Raw genomic sequence first — 21,367 nt, forward strand, 5'->3', positions numbered from 1 at the left:
CAAGTATATGGTTCATTTTTCTTAATTTTGGACAAAATAGATTTGACATGAAAATCAAGATAAGACCTGCGGTTTTTGCCGATATTGACACCATTTTGGAAATCATCAATCACGAAATACTGCATGGTACGTCGAATTATGATTATGAGCCGCACGATTTTGAAACCCAGAAATCATGGTTTGAAGATAAACAGGCGAAAAATTGGCCCATAATTGTGGCCGAATTTGAAAACACGACCATTGGATATGCCACTTATGGCCAATTCAGGGAAAAAATTGGCTACCAATACACGGTGGAACATTCGGTTTACGTGGCGGAAGAATTTATAGGAAATGGCGTTGGCAAACTATTGTTGGCAGAACTCATCAAATTGGCGAAGGAACAAGGTTTCCACAACATGATTGGCGCCATTGACGCAAAAAACAAGGGGAGCATCACTTTCCACAAAAAATTTGGCTTTGAAGTTGCCGGCACGATTCGGGAAGTGGGCTACAAATTTGACCATTGGCTGGATTTGGTTTTTATGCAATTGATTTTGGAATGATTTTTAGTGATTCGATTTTAGTAACTAGTGATTATCCCATTCCTAAAATCGAATGACTTATATTTGCAACTTTATCAATACTATGAGTTTTACCCTTCTTTCCTCCCCTTTACAAGGATTCACCGATTTTCGTTTCAGGAATGCCCAAAACAAGTTTTTTGGCGGCATCGACACTTTTTATTCTCCCTACATTCGGTTGAACGGGAAACTGGAAATAAAAGCCTCTTATCAACGGGATTTGCTTCCGGAAAACAATCTGGATTTAGAGGTCATTCCGCAAGTAATCACGAATGATGCGGAAGAGTTTTTGTTCGTGGCCAAATATGTTCGGGAATTGGGTTACAAGGAATTGAACTGGAATTTGGGTTGCCCCTATCCCATGGTCACCAAATCGGGAATGGGTTCGGGTTTGATTAAAAATACCGAACAAATCAACCACATTCTGGACAGAGCCCATTCAGAATCGGACATTTTGGTGTCGATGAAAATGCGTTTGGGTTATGAAAATTGTGAAGAAATCCTGGATGTTTTACCTGTTTTAGACCGCTATCCCCTCAAGAATATCGCCATTCACGCCCGCATTGGCAAACAATTGTACAAAGGCGGCGTGAATCTGGACGCGTTTCAACATTGCGTTGACAATACCAAACACAAACTGTATTACAACGGCGACATCACTTCGGTGAAAAAATTCCACGAGATGCAGGAACGTTTCCCCACAATAGACCACTGGATGATTGGACGCGGATTGATTTCGGATCCTTTTTTGCCGAGCATGATAAGAAACAACACTCCTGAATATCCCAAAAACAAGATGGAATTGTTCAGTGCTTTTCACGACACTTTATATGCCATCTATAGTGAATCTTTATCTGGACAAACCCATATTTTGTTGAAGATGTATCATTTATGGGAATACTTTTCGGCCACCTTTTCGAATCCGCACAAAGTGTTGAAACAAATCAAGAAAGCGCAGAGTATAAGAAATTATGAAGCGGCCGTGGCGAACATTTTCAAAAACGAGAAGATTTAGATTGCAGTTAGCAGTTAGCAGTTAGCAGTTAGCAGTTAGCAGTTAGCAGTTAGCAGTTAGCAGTTAGCAAAAAAACGAAAACCTCTCGAGAAATCAAGAGGTTTTCGTTTTTTTTACATAGATCTTTAACATTCTTAATCTGAAATCTGAAATCTGAAATCTGATTACTATCCCTTAATCCAATTCACGATTTCTGGGTCGGTTGGCAAGGTTTTTGGCGCAATCACTTTTACCAATTCTCCTTTTTCGTTCAAAAGGTATTTCTGGAAATTCCATTTCACTTCCGAATCTTCCAATCCGTTTTTGGATTTTTGGGTCAAAAATTGATAGACCGGACTCATGTCCTCCCCTTTCACGGAAACTTTGTCCATCATCGGGAAAGTCACTCCGTAATTCAATTGACAAAAAGCGGCGATTTCTTCGTTGGTTCCGGGTTCTTGACCAGCAAAATTATTGGCTGGAAAGCCCACAATTACAAATCCTTTCGAGGCATATTCTTTGTACAACGCTTCCAATTCCTTGTATTGAGGTGTCAATCCACATTTGGATGCCGTGTTTACAATCATAATTTTTTTGCCTTTCAAAGTGGCAAAATCGAATGTTTTTCCCGACAAGTCTTCCACCTTGAATTGGTAAATGGTTTGTTTTTCCGTGGTTACATCGGTTTTAGCGGATTTGTTTTGGCCTTGACAATTCCAAAAAAGGAATACTCCAAAGACCAAGATGAGTAAGTTTTTCATAATGTCTCTTTAAATTAAATCAATTACTTCTTGTAATATTTTCTGTATTTTGGATAGGTTATGGCTCCCAAAATGGCTATTGCCGTTAAGGATTGCCAAATCCAATCCAATGATTTTGCTTCTCCACTGGCGTAAGAATGCAGTCCTACCAAATGGAAATTTACTCCAAAATAGGTAAACATAATCGACAAGAAAGCAAAAACACTCATCAGGTTAAAAACCCATTTCCCTCTCAAAGCCGGAACAAATCGGGAATGAATGACGAAAGCATACACCATAATGCTTATCAATGCCCAAGTTTCTTTTGGATCCCAACCCCAGTAACGTCCCCAACTTTCGTTGGCCCATTGTCCGCCAAGGAAATTCCCAATGGTCAGCATTATCAATCCAATGGTTAATGCCATTTCATTGATGTATGTTATTTCCTTGATGTTTAATTTCATTTTTTCTTTGTTCTTTTCGTTGGTAAACAAAATCAACAACAAAGAAACCACTCCCAAAATCATTCCCAAGGCAAACGGGCCGTAACTTGCCACGATTATCGCCACGTGGATCATCAACCAATACGAATTCAATACAGGCTGCAAATTGCCTATTTCCGGGTCAATCCAGTTCATGTAGGCCGCCGTCAATATCATGGCAGATACAAAGGCACTCGCTGCAACTACGAGTTTAGATTGACTTTCAAATTTAACATATGCTAACGAATAAAATATTTCAATAATCGATGGTAATAAACGCGGTAGCTTTAATTTCGAACCAAAAGCTAAACCAAAAAACATTGTTGCCCAAGCCACGTAAATAATCGATTCGTAGGCATTACTCCAAGGTGCGTGACCTGAAATATACCAACGAGCTATTAAAGCAACTGTATGTAAAGCAAAGAGTAAACCAATAACAATATGCATAGTATTTTCCAAAACGGTCAATACTTTTCTTTCTTTAAATATTTTAAGAATCGTAAACAACAACATCAAGATTGCCGCTGTAAGATACCAATATGGTAACTTTTGGAATACATCATATTCGTTATAGATAATTTCCGAAGTGATTTTTTCCTCGCTCGGTCTCACTTTGCTTCCGTATTTTTTCTGGAAGCCGTTGATGCTTTCCAACAATCCATCGGCTTCTTTGTAATCCTTGGAAACAGAGGCTTCTTCCAATGCCGTAAAGTACATCTGAAGAATGTTGTGGGTATAAGTAGCCGCCATTCCTTTCAAGCCGGCATGATCCAGTTCTGGATACGAAACCCATTTGTTGTTGGCGTCATTCGGAACCGGGAAAATTTTCAAGATGCTTCCGCTCAAGGCAGCTTCCATCAAATTCACTTTTTTGTCGGTTTCGATAAAATCCTTTTCAAATTGGTTTGGATTTGCCGATTTGTAAGCCGTTTCCAGATAAGGAGACAATTTATAATTTCCGGTATTGTCAAAAAAGTCGATAAAGGAGGCGTATTTTTTATCGGCATTGATTCCTATAATCTTGCGAATACTGTCGTTTCCTTTCTTGATGTAAATCATCGGGACTTGAATCCAGATGTTTCCTCCTTGGGTCATCGACAAGAACACTTGATCCGAATTCATTCCCTTGTACGTGTTCTCGTGGCTCACTTTTCGCAATAACTCAGACGAGAAAGTGTTGATGGGTTTCATTCTACCCCCGGCATCCTGGACAATTATTCTTCCGAATTTGGCTGCGTGTTCCAAAGGTACTTTTCGTTTTTCTATTATGGAATCCAATTGTTTCTCGGATAGAAACTGGGCATTGTGATTTTGGGCAAAAGTTCCAAAACTTAAAAACAAAATCAATAGTGTCAATAAATTGGCTTTTTTTGTTTTTACCACTTCCAGTTTTCGCTTCAAATCGGCAAAACGGGAATGTTTGGTAAACATGATGGCCATCAGGGCAAAGTACAACATGAAATATCCTATATAAGTAATCGTGGTTCCCCAAAAATCGTGGCTTACCGACAAGACGGTTCCCATTTCGTCCTGGTCGAAAGAGGATTGAAAAAAGCGGTAGCCTTCATAATCCAGGATATTGTTCATAAAAATTCGGGCATCAAAAACTTCGGCTTTATTTCGAACCGTAACCTGGCTTTCGAAAGAAGAAAAACTTTTTTCGGTTCCGGGATATTTCTGGGCTATAAAATCATTCAGTTTCACGCTGAAAGGCAAGGTATACACTTTATTCCCGTAGTGAAAGGTATAATCCAATTTTCCTATTTTCACTGATTTTGGCTCACCTACCCTACCTTTTATTCCTAACAATGTCACCGTTTTTTCTTGTCCTTCGGCAGTTAATTTTACAATTAAAGCATCGCTGTTGCCTTTGGCCTTGAAATCATTTTTAGATTCGTATCCAATAGCTCCTTTTATGGCAGGTTCAGGAAACACGATTCTCATGTCTCCAATGGAATACAAGGAACGCATCATCAAGGGTTGCACCACGTCTTTATCCACTTTGCCCTGCAATTTGTCGGCCATTCGCATAAACTGTCCTTCAAACGGGGTTTGAATGGTGGAACTGCTGTCGGTCATGGTAATATTTATGGCTCCAGGGGTCAATTTATTCAATGCAAAAAGCGTGTTGTGAATGTTTTGCACTTCGCCTTCCTTCAAGAAATGTTCTTCACGTCCACCCTCGCCTGCTTCGACCAATTTTAGGTACAAAACCCCTTTTGGATCGGGTTTGATGACTTCTTTGGCTCCCATAATGAAGTTTTCGTAGTTGACTTCAAAATTGGTGTTGTCAAACCTTTCCGAAATAGAAAAATTGTTGTTGGTCACCGGCGAAAGCAACAATGGTTTTTCGAAAACTCGGCGTCTCATTTCGCCTTTGTATTCTCCATCCACGAAAAGGGTGAGGTACATTTTATCGGAATAAAACACGTTTTCGGTAGCGCCTTCACGAATGGGCATCATTCCTTCATAACTGATATAACGCGTGATGAATGCTCCCGCAATAATCAAGACAAAAGACAAATGCAGCATCAGGGTTGCCCATTTTTCTTTTCTCAACAAGTTGTATCGCTTGATGTTGCCAATGAAATTGATCATAAAAAACAACATGATTCCTTCGAACCACCAGGCATTATAAATCCAAATTCGAGCCGTATCGGTATTGTATTTGCTTTCTATGAAAGTTCCTGCACCCATTGCAATTGCAAAAGTCAGGAAAAGTATGGCCATTGTTCGGGTAGAAAATAAAATGGAAGTCAACTTATTATTCATCTGTAAGAAATTACGTTTTATCAAAGTGCCACAAAAGTACTTATAATTGTTGAGTATCAGATTCTCAAAATTGTTAATTTAATCTAAAAATAAGCATTCAATAATTATTAGAGAATGATTTTTGACAGGTTTTATTTTAAAAATCAATTCCAATTCAATGTTTCACTTTTATTTTTTTTCGTTAATTTTGGCACATGATTAAAGTGATTATTATTGGTTCTGGAAATGTTGCCCAACATTTGATTCAAGCATTTGCCAAAAGCAAAAAAATCGACGTGGCTCAAGTGTTTTCCAGACAAAAAGAAGCCGTGTCCCACCTCCTCGATTCCGAGAAAATCACCAGCGATTTCAACAATTTAGCCCAAGCCGATTTATACATCATTGCCGTTTCAGACGATGCCATTGCGTCCGTTTCTTCGCAATTGCCTTTCGAAAACCGTTTTGTCGTACACACTTCCGGAAGTGTTTCCATCGATGCCTTGGACAAAAAGAACCGAAACGGAATTTTCTATCCCCTACAAACGTTTTCCAAAAAAGCCGAAGTCGATTTCACCCAAATTCCCCTTTGCTTGGAAAGCCAAAAGGAACCTGATTTTGAATTCTTGAAAAACGTGGCCGAAATAATTTCCGACAAAGTGTACAAAATCAATTCCGAGCAGCGAAAAGCCTTGCACGTTGCGGCAGTTTTCGTAAACAATTTCACGAATCACTTATACCAAATTGGCAATCAAATTTGCACGACAAACCATGTCCCTTTCGAAATTTTGCAACCCTTGATTCAAGAAACCGCAAAAAAAATCCTGACGCTTTCGCCCAAAGAAGCACAAACCGGGCCGGCCATCCGAAACGACAAGCAGACCATTGCCGCCCATTTGGATTTCTTGTTGGACGAAAATCAAAAAAACATCTATCAAATACTAACACAATCCATACAAAACAATGGCAAGAAGTTATAAAGAATTAATGAACGACATCACCACTTTTGTCTTTGATGTCGATGGCGTACTGACCGACAGTTCCGTTTTCGTGACCAGCGAAGGCGAAATCCTGAGAACGATGAACATTCGCGATGGTTATGCGATGAAAGCGGCCGTGGAAAGCGGTTACAATGTTTGCATCATCTCTGGCGGAAGCAACGAAGGCGTTCGAGTACGGTTGAGAAATCTAGGCATTACGGACATTCATCTCGGCTGTCCCGACAAAGTGGAAACCTTTATGGAATACGTAGAACTTTATGACATTAATCCAGAACAAGTCTTGTATATGGGCGACGACATTCCCGATTTTCACGTGATGAAATTGGTGGGATTGCCTACTTGCCCACAAGATGCAAGTCCCGAAATCAAAGTCATTTCCAAATACATTTCGCACAAAAATGGCGGAAAAGGCGCTGTTCGCGAAGTAATCGAACAAGTGATGAAAGTGCAGGGAAAATGGACCATGCATTTTGACGGAAAACTGGATTAATTTTCAGTGTTCAGTAATCAGTTTTTAGTGTTCAGTGCCCTTTAATCCTAAAATTTTTGTCTAATTCCTTTTATCTTAATACTTAATTCTAATTTCTTAATACCTAAAATGACACAAACCGTAATATTTGACATGGATGGCGTAATCGTCGACACGGAACCCGTTCACAGTTATGCTTATTTTCAACATTTTGCCGAATTGAACATTGACGTTTCCAAAGACATGTTTACTTCCTTTATGGGAAATTCTACCCGAAACACCTTCCAAAAACTGAAAGAGATGTTCCCTATCGAGGGCGAAGTCGAGGAGTTAATCCAAAGAAAAAGAACCCTTTTCAATGATGCTTTCGACAGTAAAGAGGATTTGTACCTGATAGAAGGCGTCGAGAAATTAATACAGGATTTGCACGGCAACGGCATGCAATTGATACTGGCTTCCTCGGCGGCAAAAGTGACTATCGATCGTGTTTTCAGACGTTTTAATTTACACCAATATTTTACCCATATCGTGAGCGGGGAAGATTTTCCCCATTCGAAACCGCATCCAGCCATCTTTGAACACGCTGCGAGCTTGTCGGTTGCGCCAAAAGAAAATTGCATCATTATAGAAGACAGTACCAACGGCATCAGGGCTGCCAAAGCGGCCGGCATTTTTTGCGTGGGCTACAACAGCGAAAATTCGAAACTGCAGGATTTATCCTTGGCAGACGTGGTAGTAGAACATCTTGACGAATTGAGTTTTGAATTGATTTCGAAATACTAATTTCGAATTAAGGATAAATTAACATTTTTGAATCCTTGAATTTGTAATTTTGAACGAATCAAAATTTTAAACCATGAAAAAAATAATTGTTATATTGGCCATGATGATTGCCAATTTCGCCATTGAAGCACAAGTAAAAACACCTCAGGCAAGCCCAAAATCGACATTGAGCCAAGTTGTGGGTTTAACCAATGTTGAAATTGTTTATTCCAGACCCAGTGCCAAAGGCAGAGATGTATTCAATAATTTGGTGCCTTTCGGCAAATTGTGGAGAACCGGCGCCAACGAGAACACGACCATCTCTTTTAGCGACGACGTGATTGTTGACGGCAAAAAATTACCCAAAGGGAAATATGCCTTGTACACTAATCCGAGAGCCGACAATTGGGAAATCATTTTCTATTCCGACACCAATAATTGGGGAAATCCCGAAACTTGGGACGAGACAAAAGTGGCCTTAAAAACTACCGCCAAATCAGAACATTCAGAAAAATTTGTTGAGAGTTTAACCATCGCCATCAACAATCTGGACAATAATTTTGCCCATTTAGAAATTTCTTGGGAAAAAACACTGGTTGCCATCAAGTTTGAAGTTCCAACACAAAAAACGGCAATGGCCAGTATCGACAAGGCTCTGGCTGGACCAACGGCCGGCGATTATTATTCTTCAGCACAATATTTATTGCAATCCAATGGTGATTTGACAAAAGGCTTGACTTATATCGATAAAGCTTTAGAATTAAGCAAAGACAAACCTTTTTATTACTATCGTCTAAAATCGTTGATTCAAGCCAAACAAGGCGATAAAAAAGGAGCAATTGAAACAGCCAAACTGTCTCTTGCCGGTGCAGAAGCCGCAAAAAACCAAGATTACGTAAAAATGAACAAAGACAGTATTGCCGATTGGAGCAAGAATTAAATCTTTGTTGACAACCAATAAAAAAGTCCCGTTAGCCTAACTGACGGGACTTTTTTATGTGTTGCCATAAACCAATTTGCATTTATGGAATAGTTGAAAATTATACCATTTAGAAATATAAAATAGTTTTTTTTGTTTAACCTCACCCCACCCCTCTCCAAAGGAGAGGGAGCAAGAATTGGATTATTTTATATTTCTAAATGGTATTATTTAAATCAATGCAAAAAAAGGGTTTGATTGCTCAAACCCTTTTTGAATTATAATCCAGAAAAACTATTTTTTCATGGTTCTCATATAAACCACTAATTGCCAAATTTCCGTATCGCTTAATTTTTCTTTGTAAGAAGGCATTGGTTTTCTTCCTATTTTAGTTTTATAAAACATTTCACCATCTGTAGTTGATTGAAATTCTTTTGACGAGAAATCACCGCAAGAAATATCAATTTTTTCTGCTTTTGTTCCATCACCAAGTCCTTTAACCCCGTGACAAGATTTACAATTTGTTCCCCAAAGCGCTTTTCCTTCACTGATGGCATTTGCATCACCAGCTTTTAATGGGTTTTTCTTGCTTGCATCGGCAGCTGGAGTTTTCCATTCTTTACCTTTCGGTTTTGCTTGCGCATTAGTGGTTTGAGTGAACGTAAAGGCCGCCAAAATAGCTAGCCCAAAAAGGATTTTTTTCATGTTTTTCATAATTTTAATTGTTTTTAATTGTTATTCAATAGTTGCATTTTTTCCTAATCGTTTTATTTTAAACACTTGTAATACAGCATAAATTAAAGTTCCCCATATCAAGAAAATAATCAAAAGTGATGCCGTTATAAAATAAATGGGCGCTTTATCTCGTCCAGCGGCAATGGAACGCTCTTCAATGTTTGAGTTATCACTAACAACAACCTTGCCCCAGTTTGCAACTCCACTTGTTTCCGTGTTCCTATAGTTTTCGTCGTCGACTATTTTAGCATAAATAGTCAATTTTCCATCGCGGGAAGGAATATCTATCGGGAAATCAAAAGTCGCCACTCCTGTCGAATCTGTTGCAATTGCCTCTCCTATTGGCAGGTTGCCGAACAATCGCTTCACGGATAAATTTACGGGTACTTCGCTTACCTGAATTCCTTCGGAAGTTACCAAGGCTTTGCAAACATAGAGTGAATCCGCTTTTTCAAAAGTCAAGGTAATTTTTGCTTCTTTATCTTGCGCATTCGAAATTGCTATCGAAAACAAAAACATGATGCAAATGGCCATGAAATAGTTGTACTTTTCCATCTGGGAATTATTTATAGTTAATTATTTCTTCTTTTCCTTCCAATTGGCCTTCGGCTACCTCCCATACAGAAACAATTGGAAAAAATCTGGAGAACAAGGTTACAATCAAGAGCAGTCCGGCAAAAGTAGCGGCGACAATAGTCATTTCGACTAAACTCGGGGTGTAATGTTTCCAAGATTCAGGAACATCTTGTATGGGAAGATATGGTTGAAGTAATCCTGGAATAACCACCAAATAAAGTCTGAACCAGCCCGCAATCAATACAACAACCGAAATAATGGTCAAGGGAATTGGTTTTCTCAATTTTGGAAACAATGGCAACAGGAATGGAACCATGATTCCGAAAATCACCACTGACCAATAAAACAAGGCGTCTTTACCTATAAACAAGCTTAACAGGTGATTTTCATGCAAGCCCGACATTTTATAGGCAGGAATCAAGTATTCATTGATATTGAAATACCCATGGATTAAAGCCATTAGAACCAGTACTTGACCCATTTTATCGAAATGCAGTTCGGTTAAATATTTTTCCAGATTATAGGCTTTTCTAAAAGCAAAAGTGGCCAGAATCATTACGGCCGAACTCAACAAAAAGGCATTTGAAACAAAATAAGCGCCAAAATTAGTACTATCCCATTCCGCTCTGAGCGTTGTGGCAAACAACCATGCCGTGATGGTACAAATCAAGATACCCAGGGGAATAAGCAATATTGTCAATATCCTCATTGTTTTTTTTAGTATTTTCCATTGTTCCGGTGTTCCTTGCCATCCGAAAGAAAGAACATTATACATTTTCAATTGCCATTTGGGCAAGTTTTTTAAATTGTTTCTGCAGGTTATCAGCGAAGGAATTAGCGGAATAAAAAGCAAAATGAGACTTGCGGCCAAATCAGTCGAGATTCCAATAACGTCCCATACAATTGGGGATTGAATGCGTCCATACATAAGCAAGTTAATGAGCCTGTCAGGTCGACCCATGGCAACCACGATGCTTATTCCGGCAAATAGTATCGCTCCAATGGCAATAACTTCGGCTATTCGGGAAAGCGGCCTGTACCATTCAAAATGGGTGAGCTTAAGGATGGCCGACATCAACACGCCGACTAAACCTATGGCCACCATAAACAAGAAGTTGGAGATGTAAACACCCCACATTGTATAATCTCTTAAATTAATCGTGGTATATTTTCCTCTGGTTTCTTGTATATAATAAGCAACAACTCCTGCCAAGAAAACTGTTATTAAAAAGGCAATCCAAATTTTTCCGGCTTTTCCAATTTTTTCGATGGGTTTAAGCAGATCATTTTTCATGACCATGTACTCTTTCTGGGTAAAGGTTTCGTGCTTGTTGGTCGATTCCTGTATTTTTATATCTTCAGACATAATTTTACTGTTTTAAAGATTATTCTTTTGTGTTTTGGGCTTCGGTTGCATCTTCAAACGGAAAATCACGTTTCACGGGTGGCAGGTAATAAACCCTTGGCTTGGTTCCCAATTCTTCAAATTGGCGGTACCCTGCCCTGTCTTCCAATAGTTTTTTTAGTCTAAGAGTATCTTCGCCATTCGTCACCACATCTTCCAATTCGTCTCCGTGATAGATGGCGCCATTTGGACATTCAACAACGCAAGCCGGCAATAATCCTTTTGCAGAACGATCCGTGCAGAAATCACATTTTGCCACTGTTCCTTCTTGTGCATAAGGCGTTGTGCAATGGTTGGGGTCTGAAGTGTCGTTCTTGTGCTCTTCGGTAAATTTTAATTGTTCGGGTCTTCCAAAATTGAAAGTACGCGCAGAATAAGGACATGCTGCCATACAGAATTTACATCCAATGCATCGATCGTAATCCATGGCAACTATACCGTCAGAACGTTTGAAAGTGGCGTCAACAGGACACACTTTTACGCAAGGAGGATTGTCGCAATGGTAGCACATGGTTGGGAACCAGTAAGGCGCTGCAAGTTCTGAATCCTGCATTTTCTTTACCTTGATGTATTCGATAGGCGCCAAAATATTGTGTGCTTTTTGGCAACCCGTAATACATTTTCTTTCGTTGGCACATTTGGCCAAATCAATAACCCTTATGAATTTCTTTCCTTCAATTCCTTGACGTAATTCTTCCTTGGAGAAATCATCATTTGCTGCATGATGATCTATATGTGAACTGTCTACTTCCACTAATTTACCGTCGGCAGTAAGCACTTTTACTTTCTTGCCGGTAGTTGTAGGACTTTCGTCGGCAACTGCTTTTGCAATTGCAGTTCCAGCCAAGGCTATTCCTCCTAAAGCACCGAGCCTTAGAAAATTTCGGCGGCTTGAATTATTGTTTTCTTTTTCCATATTGAAGGTGTTTAATGTCCACAACTTTCTTCTTAAAAAAAGGATTTGCTTACTTTTTAAGAATAAATTATAGTGTAAATTTCTATATTAAAATCTCTTTTTTTAATGATATTTATCATACTTTCATATAAGTTTCCACAAGTAGAACCACCTATACCAGCATTACTAAACAACTAAAAATCAAACATCTAAAACACTACCAGTAACCATAAACACTAGCATCAAATTGAAAAAAAGAAGAGGAATAACTCAGCCCCTAATGTGGGGCGAGAATCCTCTTTTCTAATTAAATCTATACCATTTTCAGCATAATGTCAAATACTGTATTAATATGCTACCAAGTTCTGGAGATGTTGAATCCAATGGCAAAATCACCTTCAAAGAATTCATATTGATTGAACATGTTGCTTTGCTGGTTTACAATTCCCCTGTAATTGCTTATAAAAATTTGGAATGAATGTCCAACAGTCGAAAACTCGGTTCCAACTGAAAAACCTGATTTAGGCGCAATTTCTTGAGACGTGATGGGTTGATTCACGTCCAAAAGAATCGACATGCTGGAAGTGACTTTTGCGCGTCCACCAAATTCTACCGCAAATAAATCATTGCTCATCGGAGCATCAATTACATTATAATGGGAATAACTTGGCGCCAGCTGTAATGAAAATGTTTTGCTTAACTTTTTGGCTATTATTATTTGGTTAAAAAACGACCAACGATCTGAAGTGTGGTAGAAATTCTCTTTTGGCAAGGCACTAATGGCCCAATTTCCATAATAAGTAACACTCACCGGCATTTTGCCGTCGACCGTTTGTTTCAACAAAGCAGTTTTTAGACAAAAATCTTGTAATCTAGCGTCTTTTGTAGTTCCAAAACCAACAGTAATACGATCCGTTATGGAGTAATTTACGGCCAGACGAATATTGGCAGGAGCCCAGATTCCAATCATGTCATTGGTTCCCGTTACAAGGCCAAAACGGTGATTCATGATCATTTCGATAGTTCCTTTTGAATACACCCTATCGGTTTGATTCTCTATTAATGAGGTGCTTTCAAAAGCAGCGCGCTCGTATTCAACTTCTTTAACTGGTGCTATGCTGTCTTCTTTAACGGTTGTAATGGTATCTTTTTGTTCTTGTGCCAATAGCATCATTGGCAAAGCAAAAACGGCTATAAATATTGATTTGTATAATTTCATGATTTCTTATTTATAGTTAATTGTTAAGCGCACCGTCATTAATCCACTTGTCCACCAATGCAATTTTTGAATCACTCCATTTTGTTGCTGGCGAAGGCATTACTGAAGCTCCTCCTTCACCCGTTAGTGAATTGTGCAGTTTGCTACCCGCAGCATTTCCTGGAATAACATATTTATTGTTTGTCACTAATGCACTATACGAATTTGCAGCAGTCAAATCCGGTGGCGTTACGCCTTGCTTATGACAACTGACACAATCTTTATCCCATAAAGGCTGGATATCTCTTGAGTAAGAAACCGTATCTGGAATTGGTGTAACGGCTTCTGGCGGCATTTCGTCATAGTAACAAGATGTTGCCATCAAGCTTACCATTAGCATCATTACATATTGAATTATTTTTTTCATCTTTTTATTTTTTAATTGAAATTGCCGTACATTTTAATTCAACAATTTTCATTGTCAAAAGATTTAAAGTTCCGTGAGCAATTGCTGCACTGCCAAAGAATGATCTATTATATTTCATTTCTTTAACAAAAGAAAATCACTACCTCTGGGACTAAGCCCAGAGGTAATCAATTTTTATTTCAAAGCTTCGATAGAATTTTGAATCAAAGCTTTTGTATAAAGTGGGTTGTGAATTCCTTTACTTCCTCTTAAATTATCTCTAACTAATAATTTATAATTCCAAAAGGCTTGTATATACTTAAGAGGGACAACTTTCGATTGATCGTATGGTATATTGTCTTTTGATGTTTTATTAGGATCTGCAATAAATCCTGTATTTATACTTATTGTTTTAAATCCTGTGTTAGCATTAACCGTAGCAGAGGTAGTGAAATATTGAGCCGCACCACCTGAACCGAATGCTGCTACTAATTTTGTAAATTCTGTATCGTAAGTTGTTTTTAGACCCGCATATAAACTTGTAGCATCAGTATGACATTTTATACAAGAAGCAAAAGAGTTAACCATAGTGTGCGAACCATTGTTTACTGTTCCCGTTTTAGGCGTATCCATGTGGCATTGTACGCAAGAAGCTGATGTGTAATGTTTAGCTGTTTTAGCGGCTGGCAAATGCGTAGTGGTTCCTTCTATATCAATACCCGTAGTTCCCATCCATATATCTGCTGTTGTAGTTCCATGCAAAGATCTTCCAGTGCTACCAATGGTATTATTAGTATATGTTTTATAATTTGTTGTACCCTTAGGATATGGAGAGACAGCAAGTGCTAAATTTCTTTGTGACCAAATTTTGTATCCAGGAACAGTTCCTCCGCTTATAACCGCAACACCCGCTAGATCCATTTCAGCAGATTCGATAACTGGTTTTTTATTTATGCCATCTCTGTCAGAGCTTGCTTGGTGACACGAAATACAAGTGTTACTTGAACTTTTACCGCCTGTTGGAGAAGCATTTAAAGTAAATGCAGGATTCGTTTTTTGCACAACAGCAATTATATTTCTTAAACCAAAATCATTTCCGTCTTTCGTAAAATTAAGTGATCTGTGAGTAGTACCGTGACAACCCTCACATGAGATACTTTTAGTAAGAGAATACCCGCCAGTATTTGGTTTACCATATTTTAGATTATCAATATATCCTTCTTGAGTATGGCATTGAGTACAAAACATACCACTATTACTATTTAAAGAACCATCATCAAAAAGAGTCACTGTAGTACCATGACTGGAACCTGATTTGTGTTTTGACAAGTCATAAGCATCAATGATAGGTTGTTTGTGTTCCACAGAGTGGCACGATTCACATGAGGCTGTTCCGGAAACTCCGTCCGTACCATTTTCACCCGCTGGACCTGGAACGGGAATATAGTCGTCGTGAGAACATCCCTGCAAGGAGAAAAAAAGAAGTCCCAACACAACTAACATAATTTGTTTGACTGTTTTCATAATTTTGATTGTTTAATTTTTTTGTTTTTTTACGCTAGCCTTAACTAAATATTAACTAAACATTAAGTTATATTTATGACATAAATTTATTCTTTATTTAAATAACAGAATATGACATTTGTCATACATTTGACCAAACAACACTATTTAGTCCGTTTCTAATCAATACATTAAAGACTAAAGATTAAAGACTTTTTTATCCTGTAAAATATTGAATCCCCATTTGCGCTAAAACAGGATAATTTGATTTTTTTTTACAAAAAATAAATAATAAAAATTTAAAATGTAGCAGATCGGAAACAATCACAATCACTAAAAAAACAAGACTTCCCATAAAGAAATAAGGGAAGCAAGAAGGAAAATAGCAAACAAACCACCTCGATGAAGGGTTACAGAGGTGTTGACAAAATGAAACAAAAATTTACACAAAAAAATCCGTGAAGTTTACGACAAAAAAACGAAGTGGTACTTCAAGGTATTTAACCTAAAGAGAATAAAACAAAACCCCGTCCTGTGCAATAATCGGGACGGGGTTTTTAACTTATGCGATTTGCATTTTTTTTCTAAAAATTGTGGCTTGCATGATTAATGACAATGCTATGGCCAGCATTGCCCCAATGAAGTTGAGCCACAAATAACCCAATTTTTCTTCTCCACTCGGATAGATAAAAATAGCAAAATAATATATGATAAAAATGGTCAATTGACTTATGACAGCACTATAAAATATGGCTTGAGCACGAACATGTTTAATATAAAAACCTACCAAGAAAATCCCCAAAACCGTTCCGTAGAAAATGGAGCCCACAATATTGACCAATTGAATCAGGTTTTCAAACAAGGTTCCAATACTGGCAAAAAGGATGGCTACAATTCCCCAAAAGAGGGTAAAAAATTTGGTGACGTTCACATAATGTCTTTCTGATTTTTCTTCCTTTACATTACGTTTGTAAATATCGATAGCAGTAGTCGATGCCAAGGCGTTCAATCCCGAAGCCGTGGAAGACATAGCAGCCGAAATAATTACTGCCAACAACAAACCAATCAAACCTTTGGGCAAATAGTGCAAAATAAAGTGGAAAAACACGTAATCCTTGTCATTGGTTTCGCTGCGGTCATCCGCTTTTTGAATGAGTTCTTTGGCGTGATCCCGCAAATCTTTTTCCTTGCTCGATAACGCAACCATTTCCTTTCGAAGAATTGGATTGTCGTAATCCTGGTTGAGTTGGTCGATGTACAACAAATTAATCACTTTCTTGTCTTCGGAAAGGGATTCCAATTGTTTTTCAAGGGCATGGTATTCGTTTTTAAAAGACGATTTTTCTATCAATGTTTTATTATTGGGATTAAAATTCAAGGGAACCGGATTGAATTGGAAAAACACGAAAACCATCACTCCCGTTAGCAAAATAAAGAACTGCATCGGCACTTTCAGGAGTCCGTTCATGATCAATCCCATTTGGCTTTCCCGAACCGATTTTCCGGATAAATAGCGTCCCACTTGGGATTGATCGGTTCCAAAATAAGCCAAAGCCAAGAAAAAACCGCCTGTAATTCCGCTCCAAAAGGTATATTTTTCTTCCGGATTAAACGAAAAATCGACGATATCCATTTTGTCATTGGCTCCAGCAATATGCAAAGCACTGGTAAAAGTCATGTCGTTGGGCAAATAATACAAAATCAAAAAGAAAGTGATAAACATTCCCGACATAATCACGAACATTTGCTGTTTCTGGGTCACATTTACAGCTTTGGTTCCACCCGAAAAAGTATAAATGATGACCAAAACACCAATCACGATGTTCATTACTGTCAAATTCCAACCCAACAAAGCCGAAAGAATTATTGCCGGAGCATAAATGGTCAATCCAGTTCCCAAACCTCTCTGCACCAAGAAAAGAATGGCTGCCAACGAACGCGTCTTTAAATCGAAACGCTTTTCGAGGTATTCGTAGGCGGTAAAAACTTTATATTTATGATACAACGGAATAAATGTGACACAAATAACTACCATCGCAATGGGCAGGCCAAAATAGAATTGCAAAAACCCCATTCCGTCGTGATAGGCTTGTCCGGGTGTCGATAGAAAAGTAATCGCACTGGCTTGTGTCGCCATGACCGAAAGTCCAACAGTGTACCAAGGGGTTTCGTTGCTTCCAAGAATATAATCTTCCACATTCTTGCTTCCTTTGGTTTTCCAAACGCCATAAATTACAATAAACAGCAAGGTTACAATAAGTACAATCCAGTCAAATAGTTGCATAGGCTAGGAATATAATTTCATTAAAAAATAAAATATCAAAATATAAACAGCATTGGCTACCAAAACCCAAGTGTAGCTTTTTTTCCAGATTTTAACTTTTTTTGTATCCATAGTTTTTAGTTTTGCCACGAAAGCATAAAGGGTCAAAATTTACAAATTTTTATTTAATTTTTTATGACTGTCACTATGCGAACCAATATTTTACAGCTTTTTTTAAAGCATTATAACATTTTTATTTAAGGCTTCACTTTTTCGGCAGGAATAGTCACTGGATTTTTCAAAGAAATCATATTGGACAACAATTTATAAGCCCCAGAAACTCCTTCGGGTAATTCCCTAAAAAGACTTAATCCCGTGTAAATATAATACCCTTTTCCGTAAGGAGCTACTAATAAAGCTCCATTTTTGGGCGATTCTCCTTTATCATTAGAAGATAAAATGGGTATAAATGCTTTGTCAAATTCTTTTGGATAATACAAACCTTGCTCTTGTTTCCAACCTTCGAAATCTTTCGCAGTAATTTTATTAGGCCAATTTAAGACGGGATGATTGGGCGTTAAAAATCGGACTTCGGCATTTTCGTCCGTGACTCTGTCTTGTGAAATAGTCATCGAATAAGGTGCAATATTATAAATCACATCGGGAGTATTGTATTGTACGATCATTGTTTTTCCAGATTTCACAAATTCGAACAAGACATTTTGCTTGTTTGCCAATACTTTAACTGTGTTAAAAGCACGAATTCCAGTGATAATTACATCAAAATTGGCTAGCTTTTCAGGAGATATTTCCTCGGGATGAATTAAAGATACTTTGTAACCCATTTGTCTTAAACTATTGGGGACCTGATCGCCAGCACCCATAATATAACCTATTCTTTCGTTATTCGTTTTCAAATCCATCCGAATAAACTTAGCTTCCGATGTTTTTAGGACTTGCTGTTTTGTAATATGATCAAAATCGATAATAATTTGCTCATTATCATACCTTTTACCATCAATAACAGCAATACTTTTTGCTAAAACTTCTTCTGTAGTACTGGGTGATGTTACTTCAAAATAGAAAGTTTGCTCGTTACCTTTTTTTTCTAAACCAAAAGGAATTGATTTTGGTACAACAAGCCAATTTATGGGCAATTCCAATGTCAAATCTCCTTTTACATCATCTTTTCCAGCCTTAATTTTTACAGCAATGTATTTCTTTTTATTGTCTTTGAAAAGTGATACTTTATCTAAAATGCTTGTGGCAACTTCTGGAACAATGTCCAAATAATTATACATTTCACCCTTTACACCGTCGTTGTATTTGTACACGACAGTTCGTTCAAAAGGAATTTCAACTCCATTAATTCGAAGATTGAAAACCACTTCAACTTCTCTAAAAACATCAGAAATTCCAATGTTTTTTTGATCAGAAACAGTGTAAATTCCCTCGGTACCTTTTTCTTTTAACCAATAAGGTTGCGTGTATTCGATGGCTGAAGGCAATTGCAAATCGATGGTACTATTGTGCAAAACGTTAGTTACTAATACCAAATTTTTAGGATTCATTTTTCCATCAGGCAAAGTAGTCAAACTTATTAATTCAACATCGGCTGAACTTCTATTTATCGCTTCAATTTTCAATTTTACTAGACTTCCTGGTGTTGTTTCTTGAATTTGTGATACCGCTTCAAGATACAAACCTGCACAAGCTGCAATTGTATTTTTAATTTCTTGAGATTTTAAGGATTTCCAATGATTTTCGCTCAATGCTTGAATCATCGAATAGGCTTTCGCCAAATCTGGAATACTTGATGATGGCGTTGTAAAATCAAAATCATTTGCAATTTTTGTTAGCAATTCACCTATCGGTTTCCCACCTTCTACCCGATTCCAAGAAGTGTCAATCCCTTCAAAAACAGACACTTTATCTTTTAGAATATCGCCATTAATTTGTTCCAAATATTCAGTTTCTTCTCCTCGACTTCCAGTACTTCCAAAACCTTGCGACTGATGGCAACTGCGACTCAAGGCAGCAATTTCCTGATTTGATTTTCCTAACGACGTATAATAAACCCCAGTTTGCAGAGAAATGAAATTGGTCTTATCAGCAGCTTTAAATTTCTCCTGACTACCGTAAAACCACCAAGAAGGATTAAAAAATTGGCGTTTGGTTTGCCAAGGTTGAACCAAACTCAATTGCTCGGGAAAAACTGTTGGATCGTTGGCTTTATTAAAACTTTCAACGCTCAAGATTGCCGAAGCCGAATGATGACCGTGAGTGTTACCAGATGTTCTATGATCAAAGCGATTGATAATCACATCGGGTTGAAATTTTCGAATGGCAAAAATAATGTCCGAAAGTACTTTTTCTTTGTCCCAAATTTCTAATGTTTCCTCAGGATTTTTGGAAAAACCAAAATCATTGGCACGTGTGAAAATTTGTTCACCTCCGTCTATTTTTCGGGCTTCAATTAATTCTTGGGTTCGAATTACACCTAATAATTCTCGCAGTTGGGAACCAATCAAGTTTTGTCCGCCATCGCCGCGAGTTAACGATAAATAAGCGGTTCTTGCCTTTGTTTCATTGGAAAAATAAGAAATCAATCGGGTGTTTTCGTCATCGGGATGTGCTGCAACATAAAGTACCGAGCCCAGGAAATTTAGCTTTTGGATTTGATTGTAAATTTCTACCGAACTTGGTTTTTTGGCTTTTTGCGCATGTATTATTTGGAAAGAAAGAAGAAATATAACAAGAAATCGAATCAAAACTTTCTGCATTGGTCTGAAATTTAATTGGCAATTAGTCCAAATGTAATAATTAAACATTTGTTTTTTCGAAACATGACAACAAAAATTGAACCAAACAAAACAAACAACAGCATTATTATCGAAACCGTTAAACCGAAAACACGAATGGTTTTATGGTAGTAAAGGACAATTTGATTAAAAAAAGAGAGAACCATTTTTGGAACTCTCCCTATGCCTTAATCGAAATATTGAAATTAATCCTTATTTATTGCCTTTGTCTTTGTTTCCTTTTCCCTGATTATGACCGCTATTTCCATATCCTTTATTATCATGGTAATTCGGGTTTTTCCCGATAGATTTTTGCGGATTGCCCCTGTAGCCTTTATGATATTTGGCTTTATGATTGTTGAAATAATAATAAGGATGAGAACCGTGATAGTCTCGCAAAACCACCTTGTAACCACTGTATAAATCATAATTCCTATAAGGAGCCGGCAAATATCTTGATCGATACCATCTTCCGGATTGAAAATAAATAAACTGGGAAGTCCTGATGTCATAATAAACCTCAATATCAGGCAAATAATAGAATTCTATATTGGAATATCCAACCGGTCCCCATAGCGGAGGCGAACCAATCCTCACGTTAACCGAAACTTGCGATTGCATCAAACTGGACACAAAAAGAAATAATCCTGTCGCAATTAATTTTAATGTTTTCATCTTTTTAAATATTTAATTAGGCTTGATAATTTAATAAATAAGTCCCTATTTTAATTTATCTATCTTGATTGTACCAGAAGAATCAATAAAAGAATGACAACATCGTCTCCATTAAACAAAAAGCTTAATTTCTCCCTCACTTTTAGTTACATTTGATGTTGCCGTTGCAATAAAGATACAAAATATTTAAGTCAAAATTATTCAATTTTACATAAAATTTGCATTTAAAAAG

At 37.6% G+C, this 21,367-nt stretch carries 18 protein-coding genes; 6 read left to right on the forward strand and 12 right to left on the reverse strand.

The annotated features are described in order from the left end of the window. Positions 1–47: 47 nt before the first annotated feature. On the forward strand, positions 48–545 hold the full coding sequence (locus tag OZP13_RS07435; RefSeq protein WP_281299203.1) for a GNAT family N-acetyltransferase: 498 nt from the start codon (positions 48–50) through the stop codon (positions 543–545). 82 nt (positions 546–627) lie between these two features. Further along, positions 628–1,578 carry a tRNA dihydrouridine synthase gene (locus OZP13_RS07440; protein ID WP_281299204.1) on the forward strand — a complete coding sequence of 317 codons (951 nt, stop codon included), beginning with the start codon at positions 628–630 and terminating at the stop codon, positions 1,576–1,578. Between the two features lie 167 nt (positions 1,579–1,745). Here OZP13_RS07440 and OZP13_RS07445 read toward each other — a convergent pair whose 3' ends face one another. Both OZP13_RS07445 and OZP13_RS07450 read right to left on the reverse strand, forming a co-directional pair. Next, positions 1,746–2,318 (reverse strand): glutathione peroxidase, encoded by a 573-nt coding sequence (locus OZP13_RS07445; RefSeq protein ID WP_281299205.1) that lies wholly within the window; start codon positions 2,316–2,318, stop codon positions 1,746–1,748. 23 nt (positions 2,319–2,341) lie between these two features. Then, the gene (locus tag OZP13_RS07450) at positions 2,342–5,551 is read right to left on the reverse strand and encodes a cytochrome c biogenesis protein (protein WP_281299206.1); all 3,210 of its coding nucleotides are present in this window, start codon (positions 5,549–5,551) and stop codon (positions 2,342–2,344) included. A gap of 194 nt (positions 5,552–5,745) precedes the next feature. Between OZP13_RS07450 and OZP13_RS07455 the strand changes: the two genes are divergently transcribed. The 4 genes from OZP13_RS07455 to OZP13_RS07470 all read left to right on the forward strand — a co-directional run bounded on the left by OZP13_RS07455 (position 5,746) and on the right by OZP13_RS07470 (position 8,699). After that, entirely contained in the window at positions 5,746–6,507 is a 762-nt protein-coding gene (locus tag OZP13_RS07455; RefSeq protein ID WP_281299207.1) for a Rossmann-like and DUF2520 domain-containing protein, read from the forward strand. After that, complete coding sequence (locus tag OZP13_RS07460) at positions 6,491–7,018, forward strand: KdsC family phosphatase (protein ID WP_281299208.1); 528 nt, start codon at positions 6,491–6,493, stop codon at positions 7,016–7,018. Before OZP13_RS07455 ends, OZP13_RS07460 begins: the two co-directional genes overlap by 17 nt. A gap of 108 nt (positions 7,019–7,126) precedes the next feature. Further along, complete coding sequence (locus tag OZP13_RS07465; protein WP_281299209.1) at positions 7,127–7,780, forward strand: HAD family hydrolase; 654 nt, start codon at positions 7,127–7,129, stop codon at positions 7,778–7,780. Positions 7,781–7,853: 73 nt separating this feature from the next. Continuing rightward, complete coding sequence (locus tag OZP13_RS07470; RefSeq protein ID WP_281299210.1) at positions 7,854–8,699, forward strand: DUF2911 domain-containing protein; 846 nt, start codon at positions 7,854–7,856, stop codon at positions 8,697–8,699. Positions 8,700–8,972: 273 nt separating this feature from the next. Here the strand turns inward: OZP13_RS07470 and OZP13_RS07475 are convergent, their stop codons facing one another. The 10 genes from OZP13_RS07475 to OZP13_RS07520 form a co-directional block, all read right to left on the reverse strand. After that, positions 8,973–9,392, reverse strand: a complete 420-nt coding sequence (locus OZP13_RS07475) for a c-type cytochrome (RefSeq protein ID WP_281299211.1) — start codon at positions 9,390–9,392, stop codon at positions 8,973–8,975. Between the two features lie 21 nt (positions 9,393–9,413). Then, on the reverse strand, positions 9,414–9,968 hold the full coding sequence (locus OZP13_RS07480) for a hypothetical protein (protein WP_269243258.1): 555 nt from the start codon (positions 9,966–9,968) through the stop codon (positions 9,414–9,416). Positions 9,969–9,975: 7 nt separating this feature from the next. After that, positions 9,976–11,355, reverse strand: coding sequence for an NrfD/PsrC family molybdoenzyme membrane anchor subunit (nrfD, locus tag OZP13_RS07485; RefSeq protein WP_281299212.1), 1,380 nt, complete (start codon positions 11,353–11,355; stop codon positions 9,976–9,978). A gap of 19 nt (positions 11,356–11,374) precedes the next feature. Next, the gene (locus tag OZP13_RS07490; protein ID WP_281299213.1) at positions 11,375–12,310 is read right to left on the reverse strand and encodes a 4Fe-4S dicluster domain-containing protein; all 936 of its coding nucleotides are present in this window, start codon (positions 12,308–12,310) and stop codon (positions 11,375–11,377) included. A gap of 334 nt (positions 12,311–12,644) precedes the next feature. Continuing rightward, a complete protein-coding gene (locus tag OZP13_RS07495) occupies positions 12,645–13,508 on the reverse strand; it encodes a DUF5777 family beta-barrel protein (protein WP_281299214.1) in 864 nt (287 codons plus the stop codon). A gap of 16 nt (positions 13,509–13,524) precedes the next feature. After that, on the reverse strand, positions 13,525–13,914 hold the full coding sequence (locus tag OZP13_RS07500) for a hypothetical protein (RefSeq protein ID WP_269243264.1): 390 nt from the start codon (positions 13,912–13,914) through the stop codon (positions 13,525–13,527). Positions 13,915–14,088: 174 nt separating this feature from the next. Then, positions 14,089–15,417: a hypothetical protein gene (locus OZP13_RS07505; RefSeq protein WP_281299215.1), complete on the reverse strand. Its 1,329-nt coding sequence runs from the start codon at positions 15,415–15,417 to the stop codon at positions 14,089–14,091. 541 nt (positions 15,418–15,958) lie between these two features. Continuing rightward, positions 15,959–17,680 carry a sodium:solute symporter family protein gene (locus OZP13_RS07510; RefSeq protein WP_281299216.1) on the reverse strand — a complete coding sequence of 574 codons (1,722 nt, stop codon included), beginning with the start codon at positions 17,678–17,680 and terminating at the stop codon, positions 15,959–15,961. A gap of 236 nt (positions 17,681–17,916) precedes the next feature. Next, positions 17,917–20,442 carry a PIG-L family deacetylase gene (locus OZP13_RS07515; RefSeq protein WP_281299217.1) on the reverse strand — a complete coding sequence of 842 codons (2,526 nt, stop codon included), beginning with the start codon at positions 20,440–20,442 and terminating at the stop codon, positions 17,917–17,919. A 231-nt stretch (positions 20,443–20,673) separates the two neighbouring features. After that, a complete protein-coding gene (locus OZP13_RS07520) occupies positions 20,674–21,135 on the reverse strand; it encodes a hypothetical protein (protein WP_281299218.1) in 462 nt (153 codons plus the stop codon). Positions 21,136–21,367 lie beyond the last annotated feature (232 nt).

Origin of the sequence: Flavobacterium limnophilum, from assembly GCF_027111315.2 — a bacterium.
GTDB classification, from domain to species: Bacteria; Bacteroidota; Bacteroidia; order Flavobacteriales; family Flavobacteriaceae; genus Flavobacterium; species Flavobacterium limnophilum.